The 6,415-nt window shown below is 65.6% G+C and carries 6 protein-coding genes; 3 read left to right on the top strand and 3 right to left on the bottom strand.

Annotated features, from left to right (window positions below; genetic code table 11):
- Nucleotides 1-102: 102 nt before the first annotated feature.
- Nucleotides 103-891 carry a thermonuclease family protein gene (locus DY467_RS15450; RefSeq protein WP_164637264.1) on the bottom strand — a complete coding sequence of 263 codons (789 nt, stop codon included), beginning with the start codon at nucleotides 889-891 and terminating at the stop codon, nucleotides 103-105.
- Between the two features lie 359 nt (nucleotides 892-1,250).
- Between DY467_RS15450 and DY467_RS15445 the strand changes: the two genes are divergently transcribed.
- From DY467_RS15445 to DY467_RS15435, 3 genes are all read left to right on the top strand, one after another.
- Nucleotides 1,251-2,456, top strand: a complete 1,206-nt coding sequence (locus tag DY467_RS15445) for an ABC transporter substrate-binding protein (protein ID WP_164573900.1) — start codon at nucleotides 1,251-1,253, stop codon at nucleotides 2,454-2,456.
- Nucleotides 2,457-2,628: 172 nt separating this feature from the next.
- Nucleotides 2,629-3,417 carry an enoyl-CoA hydratase gene (locus DY467_RS15440; protein WP_164637262.1) on the top strand — a complete coding sequence of 263 codons (789 nt, stop codon included), beginning with the start codon at nucleotides 2,629-2,631 and terminating at the stop codon, nucleotides 3,415-3,417.
- 2 nt (nucleotides 3,418-3,419) lie between these two features.
- Nucleotides 3,420-4,184, top strand: coding sequence for a VOC family protein (locus DY467_RS15435; RefSeq protein ID WP_164637260.1), 765 nt, complete (start codon nucleotides 3,420-3,422; stop codon nucleotides 4,182-4,184).
- A 208-nt stretch (nucleotides 4,185-4,392) separates the two neighbouring features.
- On the opposite strand, the gene DY467_RS15430 is transcribed toward DY467_RS15435, so the two are convergent.
- Both DY467_RS15430 and DY467_RS15425 read right to left on the bottom strand, forming a co-directional pair.
- Nucleotides 4,393-5,199 (bottom strand): enoyl-CoA hydratase/isomerase family protein, encoded by an 807-nt coding sequence (locus DY467_RS15430; RefSeq protein WP_164637258.1) that lies wholly within the window; start codon nucleotides 5,197-5,199, stop codon nucleotides 4,393-4,395.
- Between the two features lie 33 nt (nucleotides 5,200-5,232).
- A complete protein-coding gene (locus DY467_RS15425; protein ID WP_164637256.1) occupies nucleotides 5,233-6,393 on the bottom strand; it encodes an acyl-CoA dehydrogenase family protein in 1,161 nt (386 codons plus the stop codon).
- Nucleotides 6,394-6,415 lie beyond the last annotated feature (22 nt).

Raw genomic sequence — 6,415 nt, 5'->3', positions numbered from 1 at the left:
GGGCAGCACCCAGCAGCAGCCACGCCGCCACCTGGCGGCGGCCCTTGCGGAAGTTGCGCCGTGCTGCACCCCAATTCACGCGACTGCTCACTTTCGGGCCCTTCAGTCCCCGCCCGCTCGTTCGATCTGTCCCACGTCGCGCACCGCCATGCTCGCCCCGGCCCGCTTCTCGACCCAGCCGCGCACCCGAATTCGTTGTCCTGTCAGAGACTTGGGTGCGAGCCCGGCGGCCTCGAACGACCCGATGATGCGCCTTGAAATAGTCACCGCAAAGCCACGAGTCCAGCGACCGCCAAAGTTCAGATAGACCGTCGAACCGACTTCCCGCACCGAGCTGATTCGGCCTTCGACCACGGTAAAGCGCCCTATCCGGGTCACCATATCGCCGGAATTTGCGGCGTTTTTTATGACATCCCTCGCCATCCAGATACCGACCGCCCCTGCACGCGCGCCAGCTTCCGCCGCCAGCAGGTCCTTCCGGCACTCCGCCGGGAGGACCTCGATCCCTACCAGTGCACCACCCTCGGCCAGCAGCCGGCGCTGCACCAGCTCCCTACCCGGCTCCGTCACCACGAAGGCCGATTGCCGGCCGTAGCGGTCCGGCCCGTCGTCGGCACCATGCAGCGATACATTTCGGCCGAGCGTCAGGGCCGACAACGCCGCGACCTCTGCATCATATCGTTCGCGGCCCGGCTCGATTCCGGCGAGCCGGATTTCGCGGCCGTCGGCCAAGCGTAGTGTGCGCGGATCGATCACCGACGCCACCACCCCCTCGCCCTGCACCGGCAGATCCAAACAGCCGGCCGCCCCGGCGCCGCCCGCCTGCGACAGCAGCACAGCACCGCCGCAGATCGCGTTCAGCCACCAGGCGCTGTTTCGCCGAAATGCCATCGAGACCGCCGTGCTGATTCGGGTTCGCCGCAAACATCACGAAGACTAGCGATCCGCGCGATCCCGGCGAAGTGGAATGGCTATCGGTCTCGGTCGAGACGCTGGTCGTTACGCGACCGACCGATGAGCGATATCGCAGGCCCGTGCAGCGCGTATCGCGCGGGCCCGCATCGATCGTAATCGCGCGACTACTAATCGCCTCAGATGCATCAACGTGTAGTAACAAGCCTCTGCACGCACAGACTCATTCCACTCGCCGGAAAACTGCGTCGCTTGCCGCGCAGCAGGCGATGCGGCATGATCGCGCCCAATCATCAGAAGCGCCGCGATCATGATCGGCGCTCGCCAGGGAGGATGTCTTGAAGCCGTTCCGCAGCACTCTACTCGCATGTCTGTCGATCGCAGCGATCACCGCCGCGCAGGCGCAGTCGCAGCCACCGCTGAAGCTCGGTGCAATCCTCGACATGTCGGGCCTCTATGCCGACATCACCGGAACGGGCAGCGAGACTGCGGCCAAGATGGCGGTGGAAGATTTCGGCGGCACGGTGCTGGGGCGCAAGGTCGAGATCATCGCCGCCGACCATCTCAACAAGGCCGATCTGTCCGCCAACATCGCCCGCGACATGCTCGACAATCAGGGCGTCGAAGCGATCATCGACGTCGCCGCCTCGGCGACCGCGCTGGCCGCCGCCGAGATCGCCAAGGCCCGCAACAAGATCATCATGTTCTCCGGCCCGGGCTCGATCCGGCTCAGCAACGAAGCCTGCGGTCCCTATACCGTGCACTACGTGTTCGACACCTTCGCGCAGGCCAACACCACCGGCCTTGCGGCGGTGAAGCAGGGACTCGACACTTGGTTCTTCCTGTCGGCCGACTACGCGTTCGGCCAGGACCTCGAGCGCGACACCACCAACGTCATCAAGGCGTCAGGCGGCAAGGTGCTGGGCAGCGTCAAGCATCCGCTCAACACCTCCGACTTCTCCTCATTCCTGCTGCAGGCGCAAAGCTCGAAGGCGAAGGTGATCGGCCTCGCCAATGCGGGCGGCGACACCATCAACGCGATCAAGCAGGGCGCCGAATTCGGCATCACCAAGGGCGGCCAGAAGATCTCGCCGCTGCTCGCCTTCATCTCCGACATCGACAGCGTCGGGCTGGAAACCGCCCAGGGCCTGATCCTCGCCGAAGCGTTCTATTGGGATCTCAACGACGAGACCCGCGCGTTCTCCAAGCGCTTCATGGAGCGCACCAAGCGGATGCCGACCTCGGCGCAGGCGGGCCTGTACTCCGAAACGATGCACTACCTGCAGGCAGTCAAGGCGGCCGGCACCACCGATGCGGCCGCGGTGACCAAAAAGATGAAGGAAATGCCGATCAACGACTTCTTCGCCAAGAACGGCAAGATCCGTGAGGATGGCCGGATGGTGCATGACATGTACCTGTTCGAGGTCAAGAAGCCGTCGGAGTCGAAGGGCCGCTGGGACTACTACAAGCTGCTCGCGACGGTGCCGGGCGATCAGGCGTTCCAGTCGCTCGCCGATTCCCGCTGCCCGCTGGTGAAGAAGTAGCCCGATCAACACCGTCATTGCGAGGAGCGCAGCGACGAAGCAATCCAGCTCAGTCCGCGGCGCTGGATTGCTTCGCCTTCGGCTCGCAATGACGGAGAATCCGTGAGACGGCGCCGTGGCGCGCGTCATCAAGACAGTCGCTGGGCACAACGAACAACAACAAGGATCCGCCATGACCGACATCGTCCTGCAAGACCTCGACCGCGGCCTGCTCACCATCACGATGAACCGTCCGGATCGGCGCAACGCGCTCAATCAGGACATGATCCGCGGCCTGGTCGAGGCAGCGCATCGCGCCAAAGACGATCCGGACGTCCGCGCGGTGCTGCTGAAGGGTGCCGGCGGCACGTTCTGCGTCGGCGGCGACGTCAAGTCGATGGCGGCTGCGGGTGCTCCGCCGCCGCTCGAACAGAAGGTGGCGAACCTCCGCCGCGGCATGGAGGTGTCTCGCATCCTGCATCAGATGCCGAAGCCGGTGGTGGCGCAGATCGACGGCGCGGCGGCCGGAGCTGGCCTGTCGATGGCGCTCGCCTGCGATCTGCGGGTCGCGGGCGCGTCGGCGAAGATCACCACTGCGTTCGCCAAGGTCGGGCTCTCCGGCGACTTCGGCGGCACGTACTTCCTGACGCATCTGATCGGCGCCGCGAAGGCGCGCGAGCTGTATCTCACCTCGCCGGTGCTGACCGCCGAGCAGGCGCAGGCACTCGGCATCGTCAGCCGCGTCGTCCCCGACGCCGAGGTCGAATCCGCCACGCGCGAGCTTGCGCTGTCGTTGGCACAGGGCCCGACCGTGACGCTCGGCTACATCAAGACCAACATCAACAATGCCGAAACGCTGTCGCTCGAAGCCTGCTTCGACGGCGAGGCGCTGCATCACTCGCGCTGCGCCGAGACCGCGGACCACAAGGAAGCCGCGGCCGCCTTCGTCGAGAAGCGCGCGCCGGTGTTTCAGGGCCGCTGACGATGGCGCCGTTCCTCCGCCTGCGCCAGATCTGCCTCGTCACTGAGCCGATCGAACCCGCCGCCTCGCGCATCGCGACGATTCTCGGGCTGAACATCTGCTACCGCGATCCTCACGTCGGCAAATACGGCCTGGAGAACGTGCTGTTGCCGGTCGACGCGACGCTCTTGGAAATTGTCGCACCGACCCAACCGGGCACCGCGGCGGGCCGCTTCCTGGAGAAGACCCAAGGCCGCGGCGGCTACATGGCGATCTTCTGTTGCGACGATCCGGACGCCCGCGGCCGTCACGCCGCCAGCCTCGGCGTCCGCACCGCCAATGTGATCGATCACGCGCCGTATCACGGCGTCCAGCTCCACCCGCGCGACTGCCGCGCCGCCTTCATCGAGCTCAACCACACTGCAGGAAGCGACAACATTCGCGGCCCCTACCCGCCGGCCGGCCCCGATTGGGACAAGGCGATCCGCACCGACACCACGCAGGCGCTGACCGCAGTCGAGATGCAAAGCCCCGACCCGGCCGATCTCGCCGCGCATTGGGGCCGGATTCTCGAACTGCCGGTGGAAACGGATGCAGATGGCGTCGCCCAACTGCGCCTGCCGAACGCCACGTTCCGGTTCGTGCAGGGCGCCAGCGAAGCGATGACGGCGCTGACGTTCAAGGTGACGGCTCCCGAGAGGGTCCGCGCAGCCGCACAAGCGCAGGGCATGCCGCTCACCGCCAACGGCTTCCGCCTGGCAGGCGTCGAGTTCAGGCTGAAGAACTAACAACCTGCATGGCCTCATCCTGAGGAGCCCGGCTAAGCCGGGCGTCTCGAAGGATGGCTGCGAGCCACGCCGTGCACCACAACCTCATGGTTCGAGACGGCGCTACGCGCCTCCTCACCATGAGGGCCGATGACTTGGGAAACAACTTCGGGATTCCGGGTTCACGCGCTGGCGCGCGTGCCCCGGAATGACGTGCCAATGAGGAAAGCTACCGTCCCTTGAAATGCGCGACGCGGCGTTCTTCGGTGGCTTTGACGCCTTCCTTGAAGTCTTCGGTGGCGCGCAGGCGGGTCTGCTCGGCGAGTTCGTGCTTGGTGGCTTCCATCACCCGGTCGGCGAGGCCGGCGCGCATGGTGGCGCGGGTCGAGAGAAGACCGAGCGGCGAGCATTCGGCGATCTCGCGGGCGAGCTTCAGTGCGCCGCTGCGCACCTCGTTGATCGGCACCAGCACGTTGGCGAGGCCCATCTGCACCGCTTCTTCGCCGGTGACGCGGCGCGAGGTGTAGAACATCAGCTCGGCGTTATTCTTGCCGATCAGCTCCGGCAGCGTCACCGTCAGGCCGAAGCCGGGATGAAACCCGAGCTTGGTGAAGTTGGCCGAGAACCGCGCCTCTGCGCAGGTGACGCGGAAGTCCGCCGACACCGCAAGACCTAGTCCTCCGCCGATCGCGGCGCCGTGCACCGCTGCAATGATCGGCTTCTTGGCGCGGAAGATCCGCACCGCCTCGTAATACAGATGACCGATCTCGCCGAGGCTGTCGGCCGGATCGCCCTTTGCTGCGGCCGGGTCGGCTTCCTGCCGGGCAGGATCGCCGAAATTGGCGCCGGCGCAGAACGCCTTGCCTTGCGCCGCCAGCACGGTGGCGCGCACTTGCGGATCGGCGTCGATCTCATCGAGCGCGTTGGCGATCTGCCGGATCAGCGAGATGTCGAAGAAATTCAGCGGCGGCCGCTGGATCTCGATTGTGGCGACATGGCCGGTCTTTTCGACCGCGATATCGGTGTAGCTGCTCATGATTGATCCTCGATCGTTCGATGCGCGCCGGCGTCAGCGCAGGCCGAGCCCGCGGGCGATGATGCCGCGCAGCACCTCGGTGGTGCCACCCTGGATGGTCAGCTTCGGCGCCAGCTTGGTGGCGAACGCCGTCAGTTCGTCGAGCGTTGCATGATTCGATGCCTCGCCGTCGACGAAGGCGGCGAGCTCACGCACCCGGTGCGGCAGTTGCTGCTCCCAGATCGTGCCGATGTCCTTGACGATCGAAGCTTCCACCACCGGCTCCTTGCCGGCCTGCAGCATGCCGGCGACCGACACCGACATCCGCCGCATGGTGTGGAGTTGTGCCACCAGCCGGCCGATACCCTCGGCGCCGCGGGTGTCCGGATCGGGACCGAGCGCGCGCACCAGTTCGGTGAGCACGTAGTAGGTCTCGAGGAAGCGTTCCGGCCCCGAACGCTCGTAGGCGAGTTCGGAAGTCGCCTGCTTCCAGGCGCCGTCGACCTCGCCAAGCAGATGATCGTCCGGCACGAACACGTCGGCGAACACCACCTCGTTGAATTCGTACTGTCCGGTGATCTGCGCGATCGGGTTCACCTTGATGCCCGGCGACTTCATGTTGACCAGGAATTGAGTGAGCCCGTGGCGGCGGTTTTCCTTGGTCGGCGGCGAGGTACGGAAGATCGCGATCATGTAGTCGGCGATGTGCGCCGAGGTGGTCCAGATCTTCGATCCATTGATCAGGTAGCCGCCGTCGGTCTTGGTCGCCTTGGTCTTGGCGGCGAACAGATCGGAGCCGGAATTCGGCTCGCTCATGCCGATCGCGAAACACAATTCGCCGCGGCAGATCCGCGGGAGAATGTCCATCTTGATGTGCTCGGGCGCGTATTTCAGCAGCACCGGTCCGCTCTGGCGATCGGCGACGAAGAACCGCCGGGTCGGCGCATTGGCGACACGCATCTCTTCGGTGACGACGTAGCGCTCCAGGAAGGTGCGCTCGTGGCCGCCGTATTTCTTCGGCCAGGTCATGCCGAGCCAGCCGCGCTCACCGACGCGGCGGGAGAATTCAGGCGCGTCGGAATCTTCGCGCTGCGGCTTATTGGGATCGAAGGTGCCGGCGGCGATCTCTTCGGCAAGGAAAGCGCGGACTTCTTTGCGCAGTTCTTCGCAGACGGGCGGCAGGCGGATCGGATCGAAACGGAGGGCGGCGGTCATCGCATTATCTCGCTACGTTGAT

This window comes from Rhodopseudomonas sp. BR0G17, assembly GCF_010907025.1.
GTDB classification, from domain to species: domain Bacteria; phylum Pseudomonadota; class Alphaproteobacteria; order Rhizobiales; family Xanthobacteraceae; genus Rhodopseudomonas; species Rhodopseudomonas palustris_H.
This window is presented reverse-complemented; position numbering and strand designations above follow the sequence as displayed.

Bases quoted from the DNA above. Each gene is read 5' to 3' on its own strand.
- DY467_RS15435 (WP_164637260.1), top strand. From the start codon at position 3,420: ATGGCGCCGTTCCTCCGCCTGCGCCAGATCTGCCTCGTCACTGAGCCG.
- DY467_RS15440 (WP_164637262.1), top strand. From the start codon at position 2,629: ATGACCGACATCGTCCTGCAAGACCTCGACCGCGGCCTGCTCACCATC.
- DY467_RS15430 (WP_164637258.1), bottom strand. From the start codon at position 5,199: ATGAGCAGCTACACCGATATCGCGGTCGAAAAGACCGGCCATGTCGCC.
- DY467_RS15425 (WP_164637256.1), bottom strand. From the start codon at position 6,393: ATGACCGCCGCCCTCCGTTTCGATCCGATCCGCCTGCCGCCCGTCTGC.
- DY467_RS15450 (WP_164637264.1), bottom strand. From the start codon at position 891: ATGGCATTTCGGCGAAACAGCGCCTGGTGGCTGAACGCGATCTGCGGC.